Origin of the sequence: Methanobacterium sp. SMA-27, from assembly GCF_000744455.1 — an archaeon.
In the GTDB taxonomy this organism is placed as follows: Archaea; Methanobacteriota; Methanobacteria; order Methanobacteriales; family Methanobacteriaceae; genus Methanobacterium_B.
The window spans coordinates 1,339,026-1,360,377 of record NZ_JQLY01000001.1 but is presented as its reverse complement, the minus strand read 5'-3'; the positions used below and the strand labels follow the sequence as shown (position 1 = coordinate 1,360,377).

Annotated in this window: 26 protein-coding genes and 1 pseudogene; 16 read left to right on the top strand and 11 right to left on the bottom strand. The window is 29.4% G+C overall.

Annotated features, from left to right (window positions below; translation table 11 throughout):
* Positions 1 to 5 precede the first annotated feature (5 nt).
* Positions 6 to 662, bottom strand: a complete 657-nt coding sequence (locus DL91_RS06855; RefSeq protein WP_048190809.1) for a TrkA family potassium uptake protein — start codon at positions 660 to 662, stop codon at positions 6 to 8.
* 255 nt (positions 663 to 917) lie between these two features.
* On the opposite strand from DL91_RS06855, the gene DL91_RS06850 reads away from it, so the two are divergent.
* Complete coding sequence (locus tag DL91_RS06850) at positions 918 to 1,325, top strand: hypothetical protein (protein WP_048190808.1); 408 nt, start codon at positions 918 to 920, stop codon at positions 1,323 to 1,325.
* Positions 1,326 to 1,470: 145 nt separating this feature from the next.
* Here the strand turns inward: DL91_RS06850 and DL91_RS06845 are convergent, their stop codons facing one another.
* Positions 1,471 to 1,782 (bottom strand): DUF4326 domain-containing protein, encoded by a 312-nt coding sequence (locus DL91_RS06845; RefSeq protein ID WP_048190807.1) that lies wholly within the window; start codon positions 1,780 to 1,782, stop codon positions 1,471 to 1,473.
* A 581-nt stretch (positions 1,783 to 2,363) separates the two neighbouring features.
* Here DL91_RS06845 and DL91_RS06840 point away from each other — a divergent pair.
* The 4 genes from DL91_RS06840 (at position 2,364) to DL91_RS13605 (ending at position 3,400) form a co-directional block, all read left to right on the top strand.
* Positions 2,364 to 2,636, top strand: a complete 273-nt coding sequence (locus DL91_RS06840) for a hypothetical protein (RefSeq protein WP_048190806.1) — start codon at positions 2,364 to 2,366, stop codon at positions 2,634 to 2,636.
* Positions 2,637 to 2,667: 31 nt separating this feature from the next.
* Complete coding sequence (locus DL91_RS06835; protein WP_048190805.1) at positions 2,668 to 2,847, top strand: hypothetical protein; 180 nt, start codon at positions 2,668 to 2,670, stop codon at positions 2,845 to 2,847.
* Between the two features lie 2 nt (positions 2,848 to 2,849).
* Positions 2,850 to 3,104 (top strand): hypothetical protein, encoded by a 255-nt coding sequence (locus tag DL91_RS06830; protein WP_048190804.1) that lies wholly within the window; start codon positions 2,850 to 2,852, stop codon positions 3,102 to 3,104.
* Between the two features lie 128 nt (positions 3,105 to 3,232).
* On the top strand, positions 3,233 to 3,400 hold the full coding sequence (locus DL91_RS13605) for a hypothetical protein (RefSeq protein ID WP_156096042.1): 168 nt from the start codon (positions 3,233 to 3,235) through the stop codon (positions 3,398 to 3,400).
* A 296-nt stretch (positions 3,401 to 3,696) separates the two neighbouring features.
* Here DL91_RS13605 and DL91_RS06820 read toward each other — a convergent pair whose 3' ends face one another.
* Positions 3,697 to 4,611: a cation diffusion facilitator family transporter gene (locus DL91_RS06820; RefSeq protein ID WP_048190802.1), complete on the bottom strand. Its 915-nt coding sequence runs from the start codon at positions 4,609 to 4,611 to the stop codon at positions 3,697 to 3,699.
* A 5-nt stretch (positions 4,612 to 4,616) separates the two neighbouring features.
* Complete coding sequence (locus DL91_RS06815) at positions 4,617 to 4,982, bottom strand: metalloregulator ArsR/SmtB family transcription factor (RefSeq protein WP_048190801.1); 366 nt, start codon at positions 4,980 to 4,982, stop codon at positions 4,617 to 4,619.
* A gap of 212 nt (positions 4,983 to 5,194) precedes the next feature.
* On the opposite strand from DL91_RS06815, the gene DL91_RS06810 reads away from it, so the two are divergent.
* Positions 5,195 to 5,719 (top strand): Hsp20/alpha crystallin family protein, encoded by a 525-nt coding sequence (locus DL91_RS06810; RefSeq protein ID WP_052374272.1) that lies wholly within the window; start codon positions 5,195 to 5,197, stop codon positions 5,717 to 5,719.
* Positions 5,720 to 6,189: 470 nt separating this feature from the next.
* On the opposite strand, the gene DL91_RS06805 is transcribed toward DL91_RS06810, so the two are convergent.
* Entirely contained in the window at positions 6,190 to 6,816 is a 627-nt protein-coding gene (locus tag DL91_RS06805) for an exopolysaccharide biosynthesis protein (protein ID WP_052374271.1), read from the bottom strand.
* Positions 6,817 to 7,167: 351 nt separating this feature from the next.
* On the opposite strand from DL91_RS06805, the gene DL91_RS06800 reads away from it, so the two are divergent.
* Complete coding sequence (locus DL91_RS06800; RefSeq protein ID WP_197050617.1) at positions 7,168 to 7,437, top strand: hypothetical protein; 270 nt, start codon at positions 7,168 to 7,170, stop codon at positions 7,435 to 7,437.
* A gap of 62 nt (positions 7,438 to 7,499) precedes the next feature.
* Here DL91_RS06800 and DL91_RS06795 read toward each other — a convergent pair whose 3' ends face one another.
* The 3 genes from DL91_RS06795 to DL91_RS12895 form a co-directional block, all read right to left on the bottom strand.
* Entirely contained in the window at positions 7,500 to 7,910 is a 411-nt protein-coding gene (locus DL91_RS06795) for a response regulator (RefSeq protein ID WP_052374270.1), read from the bottom strand.
* Between the two features lie 215 nt (positions 7,911 to 8,125).
* Positions 8,126 to 8,515: an SRPBCC domain-containing protein gene (locus tag DL91_RS06790; RefSeq protein ID WP_048190800.1), complete on the bottom strand. Its 390-nt coding sequence runs from the start codon at positions 8,513 to 8,515 to the stop codon at positions 8,126 to 8,128.
* Positions 8,516 to 8,857: 342 nt separating this feature from the next.
* Positions 8,858 to 10,657 carry an ATP-binding protein gene (locus DL91_RS12895; protein ID WP_052374269.1) on the bottom strand — a complete coding sequence of 600 codons (1,800 nt, stop codon included), beginning with the start codon at positions 10,655 to 10,657 and terminating at the stop codon, positions 8,858 to 8,860.
* Positions 10,658 to 11,137: 480 nt separating this feature from the next.
* Here DL91_RS12895 and DL91_RS06780 point away from each other — a divergent pair, with 480 nt between their 5' ends.
* A complete protein-coding gene (locus DL91_RS06780) occupies positions 11,138 to 11,437 on the top strand; it encodes a DUF2769 domain-containing protein (RefSeq protein WP_048190799.1) in 300 nt (99 codons plus the stop codon).
* 46 nt (positions 11,438 to 11,483) lie between these two features.
* Positions 11,484 to 11,723 (top strand): hypothetical protein, encoded by a 240-nt coding sequence (locus DL91_RS06775; protein ID WP_048190798.1) that lies wholly within the window; start codon positions 11,484 to 11,486, stop codon positions 11,721 to 11,723.
* A gap of 86 nt (positions 11,724 to 11,809) precedes the next feature.
* On the opposite strand, the gene arcC is transcribed toward DL91_RS06775, so the two are convergent.
* On the bottom strand, positions 11,810 to 12,751 hold the full coding sequence (gene arcC / locus DL91_RS06770) for a carbamate kinase (protein WP_048192574.1): 942 nt from the start codon (positions 12,749 to 12,751) through the stop codon (positions 11,810 to 11,812).
* A gap of 73 nt (positions 12,752 to 12,824) precedes the next feature.
* Positions 12,825 to 14,126 (bottom strand): arginine deiminase family protein, encoded by a 1,302-nt coding sequence (locus DL91_RS06765; RefSeq protein WP_048190797.1) that lies wholly within the window; start codon positions 14,124 to 14,126, stop codon positions 12,825 to 12,827.
* A gap of 166 nt (positions 14,127 to 14,292) precedes the next feature.
* Here DL91_RS06765 and DL91_RS06760 point away from each other — a divergent pair, with 166 nt between their 5' ends.
* From DL91_RS06760 to DL91_RS06740, 5 genes and pseudogenes are all read left to right on the top strand, one after another.
* Positions 14,293 to 15,669, top strand: coding sequence for a hypothetical protein (locus DL91_RS06760; RefSeq protein WP_052374268.1), 1,377 nt, complete (start codon positions 14,293 to 14,295; stop codon positions 15,667 to 15,669).
* Positions 15,670 to 15,920: 251 nt separating this feature from the next.
* A pseudogene (locus DL91_RS06755) lies at positions 15,921 to 16,950 on the top strand (M42 family metallopeptidase).
* Positions 16,951 to 16,970: 20 nt separating this feature from the next.
* Positions 16,971 to 17,471, top strand: coding sequence for a hypothetical protein (locus tag DL91_RS06750; RefSeq protein WP_048190796.1), 501 nt, complete (start codon positions 16,971 to 16,973; stop codon positions 17,469 to 17,471).
* A 32-nt stretch (positions 17,472 to 17,503) separates the two neighbouring features.
* On the top strand, positions 17,504 to 17,893 hold the full coding sequence (locus DL91_RS06745) for a hypothetical protein (protein WP_048190795.1): 390 nt from the start codon (positions 17,504 to 17,506) through the stop codon (positions 17,891 to 17,893).
* A gap of 100 nt (positions 17,894 to 17,993) precedes the next feature.
* Positions 17,994 to 19,364 carry an MFS transporter gene (locus DL91_RS06740; protein WP_048190794.1) on the top strand — a complete coding sequence of 457 codons (1,371 nt, stop codon included), beginning with the start codon at positions 17,994 to 17,996 and terminating at the stop codon, positions 19,362 to 19,364.
* Positions 19,365 to 19,437: 73 nt separating this feature from the next.
* On the opposite strand, the gene DL91_RS06735 is transcribed toward DL91_RS06740, so the two are convergent.
* Positions 19,438 to 19,779 (bottom strand): rhodanese-like domain-containing protein, encoded by a 342-nt coding sequence (locus DL91_RS06735; protein ID WP_048192571.1) that lies wholly within the window; start codon positions 19,777 to 19,779, stop codon positions 19,438 to 19,440.
* 135 nt (positions 19,780 to 19,914) lie between these two features.
* Here DL91_RS06735 and DL91_RS06730 point away from each other — a divergent pair, with 135 nt between their 5' ends.
* Positions 19,915 to 20,202 carry a ferritin family protein gene (locus DL91_RS06730; protein ID WP_048190793.1) on the top strand — a complete coding sequence of 96 codons (288 nt, stop codon included), beginning with the start codon at positions 19,915 to 19,917 and terminating at the stop codon, positions 20,200 to 20,202.
* Positions 20,203 to 20,788: 586 nt separating this feature from the next.
* Positions 20,789 to 21,004, top strand: coding sequence for a hypothetical protein (locus DL91_RS06725; protein WP_048190792.1), 216 nt, complete (start codon positions 20,789 to 20,791; stop codon positions 21,002 to 21,004).
* The last annotated feature ends 348 nt before the right edge of the window (positions 21,005 to 21,352 follow it).

Here is a 21,352-nt window from a genome sequence, read left to right as displayed (position 1 = left end):
TACTTTTATTTTAGGAACTTCTTTACAACATCTTTGATATGTTTAGTTTTTATAAGAATGGAAATTTTATCCCCTGCTTCTAGTATAATCTCTGGTTCTGGCATACGGATTTCATATTCTGGACCTTTATAAATGGCACATATAACATAATTTTTTGTTGGACTTATTTCTCCGATTTTTTTCCCCATAACTTTACTGTTTTCAACGGGAATATCTAAAAGTTCTGCATTACCTTTACCAAGAATAACCATATCTGCAATTTTTGGCCTTATAATCAGTTTTTCAAGATAAGCTGCTGCTGTGAGTTCTGGACTTACAGTTGCATCGATACCAACTTTTCTAAAAGCCTCTTCATGAGTTGGATCACTTATTCTAGCAATAAGTTTTTTTGGATTGTAATCTTTAACCAGGATACATGCAAGTAAGTTAGCTTCATCATTTCCAGTTGCTGCAACAAATGCATCTGCTTCAGATATATTAGCTTCTTCTAAAGATTTTAAATCTGTACCATTTCCACATATAACAAGGGCATCTAATTCACTTGCTGCTTGGTTGCAGAGTTCTTGATCCTTTTCTATGAGAGTAACGTCAAAACTGGCTTTTATCATTGCTGAAGCAAGTGTCAGTCCAACTCTTCCACCACCCATGATAATCACATACATCAAATACCCCCTTTAAACCATAAACAACCGGATGATTGTATAAAGTTAAAATTACTGTGTAATGTCTTTAAATTTTAATATGGTATTACTAAATTTTTAAACCCAATAAAGATCGTTGAATTTAATATATAAATTTACCTAAAACTCGATTAGATAATTGCAATTAAATCATTAAATTTAACTATTGTTTAATTCAACTAAAATCTAATGAATTTCAAAAATAGTAAAAATATATTATTTGTGTGTGTTGCTGTAATGGTTGTTACCGTTGCATTTTTATTGTACTTTACACAGGACATGATTTTTTACAGTAATGGAAACTTGATTAATACTGAAAAAACAAGTAGTGAACTTAAAATAGTTGATTCAATTGAAATTCAAAATAATGCATTGAACAACTACATTAATTCATTATACAATTCCCAGGTAACTATTATTGAAGATAAATACAGTAAGGGAAGTATATCACTTGAAGAGAAGAACAAACAATTAAATGCAGTGATTAAAAATCGTGAATTGGCCATTAATACTTTGAATAAGATATCAAATGCACAAAAGAATATATTCACGGGTAATATATCTAAACAAGACATATTAATACGAATAAATTCATTTAAGGACATAAATTCAGATATTAAAACAGAACTGAATGCAACCCATTAATGGTTATTAAAAATATGTTGGGTGTTAAACTTGGATTATATAGAATTTTTGGATAATTAATTATTTTATTCTATTATCCTTTAACGTATAAAAATATCCTAAATAAATATTTAATTAGTTTAACTATCTAAATTTTTTTTATATTTTAATCTTTTTTTGGACTGATTTTTCCGGTTATTGCATCGATGATAATGTTAGAGTGGCAAGGATCAGGGTAGCAGGAGCATAAAAGATTCAAATCTTCTCCATCTTCATGTATTTTTTTTAATTCAACGATTCTCTGCCATTCAGGGCTCTCACTTGATAGTTCAATTAAATATTTTCTGTATTGATCCTTTAATTTTCTTCTACAGCCGCTTGTATATGGATTTTCAAGAACTGAACCCTTTCCAACGTATTCAACAAATTCATTTTCTTCGCTTTCCCAAGTGTTTTCATTTCTCACTCTTATTGTCATATTATCCTCCAATCATTTTTTTTAATTTGATTAAATCTTGTTTTTTAGAGATTTACTCAATTAACCCTTAACAATCTAATGAATAATCCAGTAAAGGGTGAGATTGAACAGAAAAATTAAATGAAAAATCGGTTAGGTCATACTTTTTAAAGTTATCCCAACTGTAAAATGACAGATATAATATCGTAATTGTTGATATTAATAACAATATGGCATACATTCTGTATATTTCTGTCATATACACTCCTTATTAAAAATTTATGAAATTTTTATTTTAAGAGAATATCAAAATACCAATTCATCATTGCATTTTAATTGCTTGTGAATATTAGTTGGTTAAATCTAATATTATGTTTAAGGTCATATTTTAATCTTTAGATTTGTATATTCCAAATATTCCATTTGATTACACAATTAAACACTAAAATGAATATTGCTTAATTTGGATTAATTAAAATAGAAAAATTTTCAATTTTTTTTCATGATTTTTTTAATCATTCAAATTCTTATTTTTAATTCATTTCAATGTATAGAAAGTTATATTTATTATTGTGATTAAAGATGTAATAAGGTGCAATAGAATGAAATATAACAATGAAATTAAATATTCGTTCACATTAGATTTGAAAGGGGATGCTGGGGAGGTTTGGGCTGTTGTAAGTGTAATACCATCAAAAGATATCGGTAAAAGAGATATCTTGCTTATGGATGTTTGTGAAGGTAATTTTTCTGTAAGAAGTATTACAGAGTTGTTAAACTCGCTTATGAAAAAGGATGTATCTTTCGATGAGAGAAAGAGAGTTTTGGATTTTTTAGCAGAAAGTCTTTTAATTCTTGAAAAAAATGATCTTTAAAATTAAATTAAAAACGGATAGGGGGATGCAGATGTCAGCAAGGATAAATTTCAAAACTAATTATTATGAAGAGAAAAATTTAGGAGATACTTTATTATCCAATAAATTTGAACCTGTACATTACCCTACTATTTCATCACCTGAAACATTTGATTTGAATTTAAATATTTTATACGCAAATTATTTGATACCACAGATAATTACGATTTAAAAATGGGATTAGAGATAATTACAACCCTTATATCCCATGAAAATAAGGAAGTAGTTGCATCAAGTCTAGGAAGGCTATATTTGGTGATTCAAGATGAATGCATCCGTAAATTCATAGTTAAAGAACTCAAGGAAATGAAATGTTGCAATGATGCTTCTTTGAGAACATCTGCAGAAGAATCACTTGACATTATAATTGGTGATATAAATAAATATGAAATATTTGATTATAGCTTTAAAATTTTTATCATCTCATAAATAATTTAGAGGATAATGTTTTTCATAAATCCAATATTTTACCATTAAATAAATATTCAATAAAAAAATTTAATTCTAGATTTACATCCATTTTTAAAGGTTCTAAATTTCTTTATTCATGGGAGGATATGATTTATAGTATTTTGAAATTGTTAATTGAATTGGATAGGGGTCATGATATAATGCGAATCAATGAGTCAGAAGTTGATGATTATTTTCTGAATCCTCACGAACCTGAAATAATACCATATTCCAAACTTAAAAATTTAAGATGTAACGGAAGAAACCTATTTTAAAATCAATTATCAAATATTTATGCTTTGACATTTAGAGAAAATGGTCATTTAAGCCATTTAAAATCTCTTTTAAATGATGGATAATTATAAAATACGTAATATGGCCATTAATGGTTCGATTTATGCTTTAAATAATCTTACCGAGTTTTATTATGATAAACCCCATGGAAATTTAATATCCCAAACATTAGATGAGGGTATCCTACCCTTTAAACACATATTACATTTGGGTCATAGGCAGAATAGTAAATAATTTCAAATTTTTATAAAAAAAATAATTAAGGCATATTAAAAAATTAAAGTACTTTATCATTTCCTGATGTGGCACATTCTTCTTCGAATGGACATACATGGATTATGGCCATCTTTATTGCAGATACATCATTAATTATCCGTTTTTCTACGTTATGTGCTATTTCATGTGCATCTTTTAATTTTATATTTCCATCAACTTCAATATGGAGTTCTGCAGAGGAATATGGGCCCATTGGATTTATTTTTATACTATGAACTCCTTTAACATTATCAACTTTTTTTGCTGCAGATCTAACTTCGTCTAAAATAGTATCGGATGGTACTTTTCCCATTATAACATTTACATTGTCTCTTGCAAGTTCAAAAGCTGTTTTAATAACAATTATGGAAATGAAAATAGCTACAAGAGGGTCTAATATTGGAAAACCTAATTGAGCCCCTATTACTCCAACTAAAATTGCAATACATGAAAATATATCCACTTTTTGATGCTGTCCATCAGCTATTATGGCAGGACTGTTAATTTTTTTCCCTGCCCTCATAAGATAAGTTGTCATAGCCAAGTTTATGAATATACCAATAAATGCCATTAAGGCTGCAATTAATTCTGGAGGTGCTAAAGGAGTGGTGGATGTAAGTTTTATATACACACCACTCAAAATCTCGTATGCAACAACAACCAAAAAGACAACTATTACAAGTCCAACCAATGGTTCCGCTCTTCCATGCCCATATTGATGATCATCATCTGCGGGTTTCATTCCAATTTTGAAACCAATAAAAGCAATTATGGATGTTAAAACATCTGATAGAGTATGTGCTGATTCAGCAACCAGGGCACTACTTCCAGAAATTAAACCTATTATGAAGTTGAAAATAGTTAGAAATGTATTTCCAGAAATTGCAACAGCTGAAGCATTTCTACCGATTTTTTGTCTTTCATCTGTTTTATCCAAATTGATCACCCTTTAATTATTGATTCACTAGCATGTTCAATTCCCATTCTTAACATAATATTGATATGCTCATCTCGGAGGGAATAATAAACGTTTTTACCTACTTTTTTGAATTTAACTAGATTGCTATTTCGCATAATTCTCAGTTGATGTGATATAGCAGAGTGTGTCATTTCTAGTAGCGATGCTAGATCACAAACACATAACTCTCTTTGAGATAATGCATAGAGAATTTTAACCCTTGTGGGGTCGCTGAAAATTTTAAAATCTTCGGAGATCTTTAAGAATATCTCGTTATCTAACATTTTTGATTTTACTTCTCTTACAGCAGTTTCATCAGCTAGATCAATTTCACAATCATGACTAGTCATATGAATTAATGTTCAAACGAACATAGATAAATGTTTTGGATTGAATATAACTTGAAAAAAAATTTATAATTAAAAAAATTATTCATTTGGATCGTAATATTTATTAATTATGGTGTATGAAGATGTAATAGGATTTAAAATTGTTATGTAGAGAAGGGGAATGTTCAATGCCTAGATACTATCCATAACTAAAAAATTTGAGGGTGAAATTAATGGTTGAAAAAGATAATGTAAAACTGAAATCAAGTAAAATGAACACAGAAAAAATTGAAAATAAAAATATTTCTATGGATTTACATAAAAAGGCAGATTCTAAAAAATATGAAACCTCTGACACATCATTAAATGATATAATAACTTACATCAAAGACAAACAGGAAGAATTCAACAGGGTTTTATCTGATTATACTATTTTTAATAATAAAACAATGGTTGATATAATAGAAACTAATGATTCAATTATTTTCATTGCAGATCTTCCTCGGCTGAAAAAAGAAGATGTAGAAATTGCAATTGGAGAAGATATAGTGGATATATGTGCTGAATTTGAAGATGATGTAACTGATAAAGATGTTAATTACATTCAAAGGGAACGGAGCTATGGTAAGATCGATAGATCTTTTACACTACCAACCAAAGTAGACTTTGAAAAAGCTGAAGGTACGTTCAAAGACTCAGTATTAACTCTAAAAATTCCTAAATTAGAGAAAAAAAGGTTAAAGCTAAAAATTGATTAAAATTTAGAATAGATTGAATGTAAAATATGGATTAGACTATTTAAAAGAATATTAAAATATTTGAAAAAGCTATTCTTAATCAATTTAATCTAAATATTCACTGTAAGGATAATTCCTTTAAATTTAATTCGATTTTCTTCCTAACGTCCTCTATATTTTTAAGAGTACCACTCAAATCCAATTCTTTTATTTAACTAGATCATCTTCCATTTCCAGTAAACTACTCATAAATGTTGAAAAACGTTTTTCAGAAACAACTAATGACTTTAACTCCCTCACCATAATCTTTTAGCACCTCAGGTTCACATACTACTTTACACCCTTTTAACAATTCCTTTAACAGGTTCTGGTTCCAAAATAACACCTCAAAAAAAATATTAATTCTCTACAATTAATAATTCATTAAACAAATTTTCTGTCCCATTTATTTATGTTAATAAAGTAAGAAAAATTTTTGGAAAAAATTGTTGTTATCTAAAAATATTTAATCCAAAAATAATTTTTAACCCCATTAATGTAAATAATGTGAAGTAGATTGCTGTTATAACAACCACAAAATATCCTGAGAGAATTAAATAACCATCGCATTCAAGTATCCCTGTAGATAGAAAGAATATTCCCAATGCAGGTAATGTGTCTGTCAGCGGAATTGGTAATGGGATAATAAAAAGAACAGAACTTATAACTAGAAAAATATTGTTTGATATACTGCTAAACTTTTTATTTGTCATTAATTTTAATCGTGGTTTCATATATTTTCCAAGAAAAGATAAAATTCTGATACAAGCATTCAGCACTTTAACAAGGTTAGTATACGACATTTCACGATTTAATAATATATCCGGCACTAAATAGTATTTATTGAGCATTATACTCAAACTGATTATCAAAATAATAAATCCAACAACAACCCCGGTTCCAGGGATTGATATAGGTATCAAAAATGGTGCTGCAAGTACCATACAGGTTATTAATCTGCCACGTTTACCTATTAATTCTAAAAATTCTCTTAAAGTCATTCCTTCTAGAGGAATTCTTCCGGATATTTGGGTGATCGTGTAAGAATAACCCTTTTCACAATCAGATATCTTAACCACTATTTTAAACCCCTACTCCAAATAGTTAACTTGTAGTTTGTAACTATTTTAAAATTGTAATATAGATTATTATTCAAAATTTAATGATTTTAATGTGTTTAATATAAATTATTAAAATTTCTTTATTTAACTCTTGAACATTCTGTTGATAGATACTTTTAATTGAAATTTAAACATGTGGTTCATCAAAAAATTTACTTTTTCAACTTTAAAAAAACGAAGCATTAATCCATATAAACTTATATATAGTAATTTATCATTCAAAGTATTTTGCTCAAATATCCGTATTTGTTATAAATACGTCTTTATTAACATGAAGAAAAAGATAATAAGAGAAGGAGAAGGCGTAAAATGATGTCTGAAAAGTTTTATAAAAAATTAATGGAAATAACAAAAGTTATGGAAGAAAAAGGCGAAGGAATCAGCTATATTCATAATGAAACTGAAAATTACACAATTGGAACCAAAAAATACAATGAAGAAATAGCCCATTATCTTGACAAAACAATAGATTCCTGGGAAGGCAGTGAAGCTCACGTTAAAAAGAAAAAAGGAAAAAATAAGCAAGAGAAAGGAAAAAAAGTTGGATATCTCTGGAAGATTCCAATAACAGACAGCTAAAAAATTAAATTTTTTCTATTTATTCTTTTTTTTATTTCAAATTTTTGATTGAACAAGGTAAATTAATAAATAAATAAACCTTCTACTTTCTTACGTTCAATTGCATATTGAATAGCCCTTACCAATAATTTGCCGTTAAATTCTCCTTTTACTAAATAATCCTGAGCACCATATTTTATGGCATTAATTCCAGTTTCTTCGTTTGCCAAACCAGTCAGTATAATAATTGGAATTGACGGATGTTTCTTTAATGTAACCTGAAAAGATTTTAACCCCTGACAATCAGGTAAGCCTAGATCTAAAAGTATAATGTCAAATATATCATTTTGGAGAACTTTTAATCCGGTAGATAATCTTGGAACATGAGTTAGTTCAACTTTAGTATTTTCACTTTTATCGAGCATTCTGAGTATTATTTGATAATCACCAATATTATCTTCGATTAATAATACTTTTATTGGTTTAGTGTCCATATGTAAAAACTCCTTGAATTTGGAAATATAACAAAAATTACTAACTTAAAGTCTACATATTTTATTATTGTTTTTATGTTAAATTTATTTTTCTAGATTACTATTATCATTATTGGTACTACAGAAATTATTATAGAATTAAATACAAAAATAAGACCAATAAAACTTTTAAGCTTAAAAAAGATTTGAAATAGAATTAAATTGAATTAAACATATTAAGAATTATTTTCAAGCATTTCTTTCATCGGACCGAGATAATATTCATCCCATCCAATATCAATGTCTTCAAACTGTTCATCCGGGACGTTAATTTGCTCAAGTTCGAGAATTGTTCCGTTTTGATCTTTTTTAATTGTAAATGAAACTTTTGATGGTTTGGGCCAGTTACCACCATACCACTCTTGAACCAGTTTTTTTCCAGGAATAACTTCTAAATTCTTTCCAAAAATATCACCATTCCAAAGCTCAAAATTTGTTCCAACCTCAGAATCCATCTTATTTGAACTACCACTCCACTTATCTATCATTTCAGGATCAACCAAAGCCTGCCAAACATCATCTGGTGGAGATGAAATTTTATATAATTTTCTAATTGTCTTATTCATGAGATACCCCCAAATCCTTTATATAATATATTATCAAGGAATAATAAAAAATTTGTTAAAACAATATAAAAAATGGAATTTATAAAATAAAAAAATAAATAAGTTTGAAAGCTTAAATAAATAATTATGGGTATAATTAACACTCTTTTTACGGGTATAGGTGCTTTGTTTATTGGAATTCTTTTAGGGTTTATTATTGCAGGGATAATAGGGGATAATATATGGTATTATAAAACTCAGAGAAAGATTACAAAAAGAATGAATTTATTTTAACCAGTTTAACCTGTTAACTTTCTATGATTTGAATTGGAGTTAGAAATTGGGTTTAGATAAAATCTTTTATCAATCGTTTTTTGGGATGCTAAAGAAAAATGTTGATCCTTTACCCACTTCTGATTTAACCCATATGAATCCTTTATGATTTTCAACTATTTTTTTTATAATTGACAATCCAATTCCTGTTCCATCGTATTCATCGATTGTATGCAATCGCTGGAACATCTTAAATATTTTCTTTTGATATTCTGGATCAATACCTATTCCATTGTCTTTAACAGGAAAAACATATTTATTTCCTTTATCCTCTACTGAAATATGAATTTTTGGCGTTTTTTTACTTCGGAATTTTATTGAGTTGCCAATTAAATTTTGGAATAATTGTACCATCTCTGTTCGATTGATAAATAGCATTGGTAGCTTATCATATTTTATATCTGCATCACTTTCATCAATTGCAATTTTTAAATTGTTAATAATCTCATCAACAACATCATCGATTTGAATCTTTTCATATTTTTTATCTGCAGTTGTGAGCCTGGCATATTCTAAAAGATCATCTAACAAACGTTGCATACGTTGGGCACCATCAACTATAAATCCAATAAATTCATCAGCATCTTGGTCAATCTTACCTTTGTATCGTTTTTCAAGAAGCTGAGTGAATGATGAAACCATTCGCAGTGGTTCCTTTAAATCATGGGATGTGATATATGCAAACTGCTCTAATTCTCCGTTTGATCGCTCTAAATCCTTGACAAGTGCTTCCATTTTCATTTCAGCAATTTTATGGTGGGTTATATCTATGAAAACAGAAACGGACCCATTAGGGTTACGATTTTCATCGTACAATGGTGTTGCATTTCCCATCATATGCCTCATTTTATTGTCGTTATAAACAATATCGAATTCAAAATTTCTTATTTCATGACCTGCAGATGATTTTTGAATGGGCATTTCTTCTGCTTTCAAATCAATACCATCTTTAACTATTTTAAATGTTTCAGGCCTATCTCCAGGTGGTAGTGATTTAGATGCATTTGCACCAGGAGGAATATTTAGATAATCATAAGACAATTGATTTCCTGTTATCAAATAACCTTTATTATCGTGTGAGATCCAGACAGCAGCAGGAACAGCATCTAAAACCCTTGCAAATTCTTCTGAACGGCACTGTTCACGTTCCTTAATTGCACGAAGTTTTTTATCGGTTAATTTGTTGTCTTCAATTTTTTTCTCCAATTTCAAGTTGATTTTCAAAAGCTCTTGTATACGTGCTTCCATCTTCTTATTTAAATTCTCATTCTTAGTTTCTAATTCAATTTCAAAATTTTTAATTTCAGTAAGATCATTTATAATTATTTCAAATTCCTTGAAATTCTCATTAGCAGTAAATAATGGTTTGATTTGAATATTTGCATATATTGGTTTTTTTTCAATGAATTCAATTTTGCAGTATTGAATTTCATTTGTATCAAAAGATTTTAATGAAGCTTCATTAAATTTTATTTTGAAATCATCTTTTATAAATTGAATAAAATTTTCATTAATAACATTTTCAGGATCAAAGCCTAACATGGCGGCTCCTGTTTTATTAACTTCTTTGATCTTTCCCTTTTTATTTAATATGAGATATCCTATGGGCGAGTGGTGGTAAAAATTAGAATATCTATTTTTTAATTCCATTAATTCATCTAAGGAATTGTTCAATTTATTATTTTCATTTACCAATTCAGTCATTAAATTATAAACTTTCAGATGGAGATCAGAATTTTTATTTAAATTATCATTTTTCTCGGTTAACAGCAGTTCGTCTATTGAGCAAAGTTTATCGATAATCTCATCGGTATTGGTGTTTTTTTGCATAAAATCACTTATTAAATTATATTTTATAGTTTTCCTTTATTTTTTAGAATTAGATTGGATTTTACCATTTTAAACTTCATTATCTTACATATAATTATTATTTGTCTTATTATTGATATTACTTTCTAAATTAGCATTAAGAATTTGATTTATTAATTTGATTTTTGAAGAAGAATTGGTTGAAAATTTATGTGGATTATAAAAATCAAAAAATATATATCTTACGATGTATTAAAGTGTAATAGGATGTTATAGTTGGAAAATTATTTATAAATTTATTATCAAAAAGAAAGATAGTCTAATAATTTGAATAAAATAATGCTTTAATGTCTTTAAAACTTGAATAAATACATTAAACGGTTTAAGTGGTAAATATTTTTAATATAATTCCATAAATACAGAGAATAATAATTTCAGTATAATAAAAATGAAATTAAAAAGTCATTAATAATTTTAGAAAGAATTTAATGGAGTGGTATTATGGAAGTTGGATATAATAAGAGAAATCTTGAAAGGTGCTTGTGTAAATCATGTCCAGTACAAATAGACAGTATATGTGCAAATGAAAGGAAATTAAACATGTTGGATACGTTAGCTAATATGAAAGAGGGTTCTTTAATGCCTGAACCTGCAAATATGGCTGCAATTTACTGTTCAATAGGTAAATCAACATGTGCGGATATAAACACAGATGAGATATGTCAGTGCAATAAATGTCCAGTTTTCAGTGAAAATAATCTTTCAACACTTTATTATTGTAAATTAGGAAAAGAAGACTAACTTCGAAGTTATGTTTATAAATAAAATTAAAAAAAAAGGTGATAAAATGGTAGATGAGAATTGTGAAGTACCTAAAAAGAAGAAAATTACTAAGGAAAATAAATTCCATGACTCCAGTAATCCCGAACTCATAGATGAACCTGTAAGCTTTCATTCAGAAAGAATCGATAAAAACGAAGACAAAGATATAGATCCCTTGGCACACAAAAGCGGACCAAGCGACAGTAATAAAGAAGCAGCTCCTAGAACACCAGGAGTAACCAAGAAAAAACATCCTCGAAGTTAAGATTTAAAGATTAAATCAAAGAATTTTGGAACATTCTCAAAAATATTGGGCGGTAAAATATTCTAGTTTACAAATTGAATTTGAAACTAGATTAGGGTAATTATAGTTCCGGCATTGCCCTTTAATGCATCAAAAACATTTTCTATAGATGTTATAATGGCTTTTTTACCCCCATTTTCGAGAAAATTGATTATGGATTCTATTTTTGGTCCCATATTTCCTGATGGGAAATGCCCTTCCTTAAGATATTTCTTTGCCAATGAAACTGTCATATGGTCAAGATCTTGTTGGTATGGCTTTCCATAGTTAATTGAAACCTTATCAACATCAGTTAATATAAGAAGTATCTCAGCACCAATCAAAGAACCTAGAAGGGATGAAGTATGATCCTTATCTACTACTGCCTCTAATCCCTGTAAATGGCCATTTTCATTTTTAATAACAGGAATACCACCGCCACCAGATGCAATTATCAATTCCCCTTTTTCAAATAATGATTTAATTGAAGATTCTTCTATAAATCCTATTGGCAGTGGTGAAGGCACAATCCTACGATATCCCTTTCCACTATCATCAACCATTGACCAACCCCTTTCACGAAGTTTAGATACTTCTTTAGCAGCATAATAAGGGCCTATAGGTTTTGAAGGAATTTTTAAACGTGGATCATCTTTATGAACAAGAGTTTGGGTGAGAATAGTAACAACAGACTTTTCGATATCCTTGTCTTTTAAAGAATTTTTTAATGAAATCTGCAACATGTAACCTATCATTCCCTGTGATTGGGCCACACAGACATCTAATGGCATTGGAGGTAAAATTTCCTTTGCAAGATCGTATGACAACAGAATATCACCTACTTGTGGTCCGTTACCATGGGTTAATGCAACATGATAACCTTCCCTTAACAATTCGATGATAATGCTGCTAGTTTGCTTCGTGTTTTTTAGTTGTTCTTCAGCAGTACCTATATCTGTGTGTTTGAGTATTGCATTTCCACCCAATGAAACCAATATGTTTACAGTCATAATTACACCAATTTTTATATCTAAAATATATTTTTTGAAATTTATTAATAATATACAAATGCTATTAATTTTTTTAGTGTCTTCTAAGTGCACATGTCATGCAGTGGGCCCCTCCATATCCTCCTGTGAGATTTATCAAGTTCAGTGGGTAAGCATCAATATCATGTTGATAAATCTCTTTTTTATGAGGGAAGAACTGACCTTCATTACATAGATATTTATAATCCTTTTTTACCTGCATTAAAAGATTTCCATATATTTCAGGATTATCAGCTGCTTTATCCTTTAAACTATTTATCACATCTTTCACAACACGATCAACTTCAACAGAAACAATAGTACCATTTTTCACACATAGGAAGTTAGCTGCATAAGCAAGATACTCGAGGGTTGTAATGTCAATGATTTCAAAACCCTTGGCCAAAATATAATCATGAAGATTTGTTTGCTCTTTTGATTTAACATATTCTCCCTGATTTTCCCTATAATATATCTCAACTGGGGCATTCTTTAATAGTGGTTCACATCCAACAACAACTCCATCGGAAGCAACATTGAAATAGGTGTCTAAATGCATATTTATCATCAAATCATTCTTTACAGAGGGTAATAATGGATGTTTGGGTTGTTGAACCACACCAACTTCGTTGTAATTTAAACCCTCATGGAGTATTTGTTCAACACCAGACATATTAGTACGATCTCCAACACCAATTAAGGAAAATTCTTTCATAGGAATAAAGTCTCCACCTTCAAATATGCCAGGATCCTTAATTTCACAGGTGATAGGCATTTCAAGAGAATTCCATAAAAATTTGGTTAGCTGCGGTTCTCTTCTTCGCTGGGGTTTGGACATTTTTGAAATTACTATTCCTTTATCTGTAACTGCCTGTTGGTCCCTCATGAAATAAAGATTTGTTAGAGGTTCATTTTCAGTTACATGTAGTTGTATCATCCGCGTGCCTGTACTTGATTTCAATTCAACATTAGGATTTAAAAGTATTGTGTTGAAGTAGTAATTTGAATCTAATATTTTCTTATTTTTTTCTGCTTCTTCTTTAGCACGATCAACTTCAGTAATGTCTCCTGTATAATGCAGATTTTTAAATGCTAAACTAATAAGTTTGTTATGAATTGGGGTTGATTTATCGGCTTGTTCAATTATAGTTTCCTTTAGTGGGATTATATCAATCTTGAATTCATGTTTTAAGGTGTAAGTAAGTAGTTCGTGTTCTTTTAATGCATCTTTCATGCCGAAGGATCTTTCATATAGGGATGCAAATGGATCTAAAAGTCCAAAGTACATTTCTATTCCAGGAGAATGTACTGCAACTTTACTTAGATGATCCCATTCGGCGTTTATTTTAGCTTTCATCAAAACTATTCCTTTGATTTTTGATATGTAAATAAAAAAATATCCAAATTATATAATTTATAACATCTTAATACATCTTTATTCAGCATAAATTATATAGTTGATGTTTAATATAATAAAAATGTGAATTTAGAAATTGATAATAGGTTTTGGAGGTTTTTTTGTAATGATTCCAGAATTAATTAACAAGTTTTATGAAGATAAATTGATTTCAAAGAACCAGTACCAATCACTTTCACCATTAAAAAAAGATTATGATAAAAAATTGGGAAATTTTTTAGTAGACGGTGGATTTATTACACAAAAAGATTTAAAAACCTTTTTCAAGGAAAATCAAGACTTTCTTTTTCAAATTTTTGATAAATGGATGAAAGAAAATAGTAAAATAGCCAATGCTATAATATGGCGTTCGAAAGATTCAAATAAATCTCAAAATGAAGCACAAAACTACAATGTCTGGATTGAAGATAAAAAACATGAGCTTTCCAATACATTCTGGAAAGCTCTTCTTGATATTTTGCCAGATTTAAAAGATGCACCTGAATGTACATTAAATATATCCGACGATGGAACTGTCTTGTCAACAGATCTTAATCCTGATGATGCTTGGATTTATTATATTAATTATGTTGCTCACTCAATTAGGGTTGAAATAGATAGACTTGTGCACTGGTCAATTTTAAGATACAATTCTGAGCAGCTAGAATTTTTATTAGACAGTCGGACATTTTTCGAATATTCAGAATCTCGGGATGTTTATTCGATATTAAGATGGCATGAATCATTATTCAGCCATGGATCAGCAACTATTGGTGATCCAGTTAGGATATACGATTTTTTAGATAGTGGAAATCTCATCGGAATAACCAGATGGGGAACAATAGGACGTTTTTTAGGATGGATCCGTAATAATTTATACCATTTTGATAATGGAAATACTCCTGAAAACTATGAGAAACACTGGCAATACCAAGGTTATCCTCCTGTTGAAAGAATAATTTCTGGAACCACACATCCAGAAAATGGATTTAAACACTTCACTGCAGGATGTTGGGGTACAACAGGGTTTATAAGAATCATTTTAAAAACAATCAACATTCCAGTTCTATTGGAAGAGCGTTGTGGCCATGCAACGCCACATTTTGTTTATGATAAAACACACGAATTCTACCTTTCACATGCTGACGATCCTTACAACTCTCTGTTTAAGCATAACACCCCACAATTCATTCCATTAGAGCTTATTATTAATCGTTATAAATTTGATGAATGGTTTAATAAAGATTTACCAGAGAAAACTATTTGTAATAATGTGGGAAGACGTGCATTGGAACTTGCTGTGGAATATATTCCCAATGAAATCTTAAAAATATATTGTGATGATATATCCAAGGGTAAAACACATGAAGAAGGAAGAATGTACAATGAAATATTTAGAGAGCATATTCCTTTAGTCGACCTTAATGCATTTGGTTTTTGGGATAGATTGGAAAGTAAGATAAAATCACTGGGTGGATGTGAATACATCCTTAAAGAGATATGATAAATTTTGAGTGTAAAAGAACATTTTCATTTAAATAATTTGTCATGAAATGTTCTCTGTTGTCTTCGGTTATACCCAAAATAATAGATTTGAAGTTATTATCCCGGTTTGTCCGGTATTCTATTCAAATTTACGTGGATATTTATGTTGTTTCATGGATTTTTAGGTATAATTGTTTATTTGTTGAATAAAGGCGTATTGTGAGAAAACTGATGATTGATTAAAAAATACATGTAAATTGGGTGATATCTATGAAAAAGTTATTAGAGAAACTTTCAAATGCTCCAGGAATTTCAGGTTTTGAAGAGGAAATTAGGAAAATTATTTTCAATGAACTTGATGGAGTTGTTGATGAGATTAAAATTGATGATATGGGAAATCTTATTGCAGTTAAGAATGGGGATCCAAACGGGAAAAAAATCATGCTTGCTGCTCATATGGATGAGATAGGGCTTATGGTAAGATATATTGATTCGGAGGGATTTGTTAAATTTTCGAAAATAGGGGGAATCAATGATCAAATGCTTTTAAACCAAGATATTTACATACAGACATCTGATGGGGATGTAAATGGCGTTATTGGATCTAAACCCCCACATAAAATGAAAAAAAGTGAAAGAGATAAGGTTGTTGAATACGATAAAATGTTTATTGATATAGGTGCCGCCAACAAGGAAGAAGCTCTTAAAATGGTTCAAATAGGAGATCCAATAATTATTAAACAGAATTTCCAGGATTTAGGAAATTCATTGGTTAAAGGAAAAGCATTAGACAATCGTGCAGGTTGTGCAGTACTTGTTGAGGTTTTAAAACGGGTTAATAGCAGTGCTTACGATTTATGGTGTAGGAACAGTACAAGAAGAAGTGGGATTAAAAGGTGCAAAGACATCAGCATTTAGAATTAATCCAGATATGGCATTTGCATTGGATGTTACTATAGCAGGTGATCATCCGGGAATAAAAAATGAAGAAGCACCATCAAAATTAGGAGAGGGTCCAACAATTGTTTTGGCAGATCAAAGTGGTGATGGTATAATAACCCATCCAAAAATTAAAGAATTACTGATAACAGTAGCTGAAAAAGAAAATATCCCCTTCCAACTAGAAGTAAGTGAAGGAGGAACAACAGATGGAACTGCCATACATCTCACACGCCAAGGAATCCCAACAGGTGTAATATCCCCTCCTTCAAGGTACATACATACTCCTGTAAGTGTTGTAAATATGGAAGATATTGAAAATACAGTTAAACTCATAGTAGCGGTTTTAGATGGTATTTAAAAGATTTTTGGGGTGATTAAATGACTAAATTTGAAGAACTAAATAAGATATATACAAATGCAGAAAATGATTTCAAGGAGTACAGGTGGAATTGTCTAAATTTTGCTGTGCAGGTAGGTAAAGGACTAGCAGAATATTTGGAATGTGACTATGATGAAATACAATATTACCGGCCTCCTGATAAGGACAATAAATCTATAGAGGCACATCCACGCGATGCTCTTTTAATTGATATTGATACTTCATGGCATTATGGAATGGGAGTCAACCTTTATGTTGAAGGAAATATTGATAATCCTGCAATGTCCTACATATTTGATTTAGCACTTAAAAAAGAGGATGGAAACTTTGGACTTCGCTTAATCAAAGAAAAAAAAGAATTCACGCTAGATCCTAATGATCCAGCTAGTTTCACTCCATTCTATGATCTGATTTACAATATTATAAAGAACAGATTCGAACTAGAACTTGAAAAATTTTTAAATAATAAATCTACTGAACATTTTCCAGAGTATGGATAGTTCACATGAATTTATAACAGGATGTAACAAAATTGCAAGATAAAAATAATTTGAACATAAATATCAATGAAACTATTTCAAATTTAAAAAAGGTAAAAGGAGAAAGTTTACTGAGCTTTGAAACAAATGATATTAAGGGAGTTAAACAATTTAAATTAAAATTCAAGGCTTTAAATGAAAAAGATAAAATTAATGAGGTAATATTACAAGCTGATAACATAACCTTTGTAAAGCATAATAATGTACTTGAAAATGTATTTACAGCTGTTGATGTTAAAAAAATTGTAGGAAAAAGGTTCCTAGAATATGAGGATTGGCATGCAGAAAGTTTAACAGACACTGGTAATATAACAGCACCACAATACAATTTAACCTTGACATTCGAGGAGGGATATGTTATGGAAATAGAAAATTATCGATAATAATTTTAATTTTATTTAATTTTAACCATAATATAATTCATTTAGATCAAATTTTTAATGGGACAAACCTTTAAATCATAAAAAGATAGAAATTGTTTCTATGTATCTTAATGGAAACAATCAAATATTGTTTTTACTGTTTGTAGGTGTTTTTATGGGCTCACTAGATATAGGAATCGTCGGGCCTGCACTTCCATCAATTCAAACATATTTCCTTATAAATGAAAGAGTTTTATCGTGGGTCTTCACAATATACATCCTATTTTTCATGATAGGCACGCCATTAATGGCTAAACTATCAGATATCTACGGACGTAAATCAATATATATTTTAGATATATTCCTTTTTGCTTTGGGTTCATTAATCACAATAACATCTTTTTCATATGATATGCTACTATTAGGAAGGGCTATTCAGGGTATTGGTGCAGGGGGAATATTTCCAGTTGCAAATGCATTTATCGGGGATATTTTTCCTCCAGATAAACGTGGTGGAGCACTTGGAATATTGGGTTCTGTTTGGGGTCTTTCCAGTGTACTGGGTCCAGTATTGGGAGGTCTTTTACTTAATTATAGCTGGCAATTACTATTCATTATTAATTTACCACTGGCAGGAATAGTTTTAGTTGGAAGCTTTTACATACTACCTAAATCTCAAAAGAATGGTAAAATAAGATTTGATTGGGCTGGACTTACAGTATTAGGGTTTATGGTGATTGCTTTAGCTTATGGTTTAAATCAAATAGAGACCAATAATTTTATTGCAAGTGTATCATCGTTAGATGTCTGGCCGTACATTATTCTTAGTGGAATACTGCTTCCAATATTATGGTTTATTGAGAAAAGAGCCAAAGATCCATTGATACAAGTTAATCTTTTCAAAAGCCTTGAAGTTAAACTTGTAAGCAGTATATCAATTGGAACAGGCTTGGTTCAAGCTTCCACTGTATTTGTTCCTGCATTTGTTATTGCTGCGCTGTCATTCAGTACTACCAAGGCAAGTTTAATGCTGATGCCAATAGTATTGACCATGGCATTGGGAGCTCCAGTAATTGGAAAGCTTCTTGATAAATTTGGTTCAAGAAATATAATGGTTATAGGGGCATTTTGCATAGTCATTGGATTGTTTATGATGGGCTTCTTTTCTAAATCTTTTTATCTGTTCATATTAGCCGGTATTCTTGTTGGAGTGGGTATGAGTACAGCCATAGGTTCTCCACCACGTTATATTATGCTGATAGAAAGTCCACAAAAGGAAAGAGCTTCTGGCCAGGCTCTAATTAATATTATTACCAGTTTTGGTCAACTTATTGGTGGTGCGCTTATAGGGGCGGTTATTGGATCTTATGCTGGAGCAGTTAATGGTTATCAACTTGCTTATATTGCAATGGGATTTGTTGCAATATTAATGACAATACTTGCATTGGGACTTAAGAGTAAAAAACAGCAGCTTAAAACCATGATAGGATAATTGAATGTACTTTATTTAATGTTTGTATATTTCAACAAAGAAGAAACAAAAAATTTATTGGTACAATTTAGATTTAATCAATCTTGGATTTCCAACCTTTAAATCCCTCTTTAATATTGTAAACATGTGTAAATCCTAATTTTTTTAGTATTTCACATACTTTAACACTTCTCATCCCGGATTTACAGTAAATAATATAATATTTAGTTTTATCTAACTTTTTGATCTGTTCATTGAAATCTGGATCAGTATAATCAAGATTAACTGCACCTTCGATATGATTATCAGAAAATTCCCAAGGAGTTCTAACATCCAAAATTACAAGGTTTTGATCATTTTTATGTTCTTTAATTAATTTCAACGCATCTGATGGTGATATAGTCTTAAATGTTTGATATTTTTTATTTTCTGACATTATAGGGCCCCATTTAATATATTTATGAGTATTTACAATCTTAAAATTATGGGTCATGCATATTCTCATAGTCAAAATTATACCTTTCGAAGATTATAATTAAACTGCAATACATAATATTATTGAGGTAATTTTATGCTTTCGAAAATACCAATTGATTTAGGAAGAGTAAAACAAGAAGATATAGACAAAGAAATACTTCGTGCATCCATAATAGCTGAACTTGATGCAATAAATCTTTATGAAGAATTTGCAAACATGACAGATAATACGGATATGAAGGCAGTTCTACAAGATATTGCTGAAGAAGAAAAAACTCATGTAGGCGAATTTCAAACCATGCTCTTGAGAATGGATAAAGAACAAGAAGTCGAGTTAGAAAAGGGAAAAAAAGAAGTTGAAGAATTGACAGGTAAAAAATAAATTAAATTTTCCATTTTTATTTTTCAAATTTTAATATTAGTAAGGTAGTGTATTCCTGGTGATAAAAAAGTTTGACTGGGTTTAATTAATATTATTTTTAAATAAAAATTCCTATTTTGTAAAATCACGAATGGTTAATAATATTCAATTACCATTTAAAAATAAAGAATTTATCATCTATTTTTATGAAAAATGAATTATATACGTTCATATGGAATAAAACAAGGCATTAACAAAATCTATCTATTAGAAAAAACAGATCAATTATAATTTAAATTTACTAAACAATCTACTAAAAAAAAATACAAACTCATAGAATAATAGGTTTAAGCCATCTAAAAAAATGAGTTTTAAAATTTATCCTTCTCAATAATATAGAAAAAATATTAATCGGTTAAAAAACTCCCTTACTTTAAATAAATTTATATATTTAAGTTGACAAATAATATAATGTGATTGGGTTAGTGCTCTACTAAATCCATGATTATACCCTATTCTATTAAACCATTGAGCATATTAATTAGGGTCTATGAATTTTTGAACATTAATTAAAAATAAATTTGGGATATTGGGGGAGTGTTCATTAATGATATTTAGAAAATCCACTGAAAATGAACTGAATTCGAAAGAAATCTTAAACCAAGTAAATAGATGTAAACCTGAAGAATTAGAAAACCTGTTAAACCAAATTGAAACAAAAATAGAGGAATCTAAACACGAAGATAGAGATCTCCTATTTGCTAAAACAATGACTACTAGTAGATTAGCTTCTATGAGGAGTAATGATCAAATATTTATTTGATAAATATTTGATTAATCATTCTATACAAATTATATTTTAGGAGTTAACCTATAAAATTATTATTTTAATAACTGTTATTACAATATAGTTGATGATGGGCCGCAGATTTTAAAAAAAATTTATTAGATTACCTTTAATTAGAAAAAAATCTATATGAATTATCTTATCCTATTTTGTTCTGCAAGGTAATTTGCAAAGTTTAAAGCTCTAGTATACCTCTCTGTTGATTGGGATCGTGATGTGTCAATGTATATTTCATCCATTCCAAGGTTATTGCACCAAAACTTTTAACTCCAAATACCAGTACTCATTATACAAAGAATTATGGCTTTTCAAGGTAACATTCTA